Origin of the sequence: Cupriavidus sp. CuC1, assembly GCF_044627735.1 — a bacterium.
Taxonomy (GTDB): domain Bacteria; phylum Pseudomonadota; class Gammaproteobacteria; order Burkholderiales; family Burkholderiaceae; genus Cupriavidus; species Cupriavidus ulmosensis.
On the sequence record NZ_JBIUHC010000385.1, the window covers coordinates 1 to 1,139 of the forward strand.

The window sequence follows — 1,139 nt, forward strand, 5'->3', positions numbered from 1 at the left end:
ATCCCGAAGAAACCCGGCGAGCGCGTCAAGACCGATCGGCGCGATGCGGTCAAGCTCGTGCGATCGCTGCGCGCCGGTGACCTCTCCGCCGTGTACGTGCCCAGCGTCGAAGACGAAGCATTCCGGGATCTGTCACGCGCCTGGGTCAGCGCCAAGGACGATCTGAAGCGCGCCCGCCAACGGCTGAAGGCCTTTCTGCTTTCGCACGGAGTCCGCTACACCGGCAGAGCTGACTGGGGGCCAGCACACCGGCGCTGGATAAGCGAATTTGCGTTCGATAGCGCCTGGCAACAACTTGCCTTTGACGAATATCGACGCGCCATCGAGGATCGGCTCGCGCAATGCAGCCGTCTCGAAGCGGCCTTGCGCGAAGCCGTGGTCAGCTGGCGCTTCTATCCGGCCGTACGGGCTTGCAGGCCATGCGTGGCGTGCAGTTCACCACGGCGGTGGGCATGCTTGCGGAATTGGGCGATCTCTCGCGCTTTGTCCATCCGCGCCAACTGATGGCCTGGCTCGGCGTGACGCCCGCCGAACACTCGTCCGGTGAGAAGCGGCGACAGGGCAGCATCACCAAGAACGGCAATAGCTATGCAAGAAAGCTGCTAATCGAAGCCGCCTGGAGTTACCGGCACCCGGCACGTGTGAGCCCCGAGATTCAGCGACGGCACGAAGGCATCCCGAAGGCCATCGTTGACCGGTCCTGGGACGCCCAGGTTCGACTGTGCCGGCGCTATCGGAGACTTGCCGCGCGCGGCAAGAACCCGAACATTGCGGTGGTTGCGGTGGCCCGCGAACTGAGCGGGTTCATCTGGGACATCAGCCGGCTCGCCATGTCGCTTGCCGTACCGAACCAGGCGCGGGCAGCGTAACCCAGCGCCAAGGTACCAACCTATCTGCCACCTACTGTGGAGCCAGTTTCCTGAAGGGCGACGTAGCCCGGCACACGAGCAACCCGCGACCTAGCTAGGCAACGGATTTCATCCGACTTGCGGCCTTAGATAGCGGCAGGCTCATTGGGCGGACCTCTGTAATGCGGTAACCAACCCGCGGATATCAGCGTGATCCACCGTCGAGACTTACTGCTACGTCGCCCTCCAGGAAATTGGGGAACAACATGCAACTGTGAAACTGAATCAAAC

At 62.7% G+C, this 1,139-nt stretch carries 1 pseudogene; it reads left to right on the forward strand.

What is annotated here, in order from left to right:
* A pseudogene (locus ACGLHR_RS51800) lies at positions 1 to 869 on the forward strand (IS110 family transposase); the annotation flags it as partial.
* Positions 870 to 1,139: the final 270 nt, after the last annotated feature.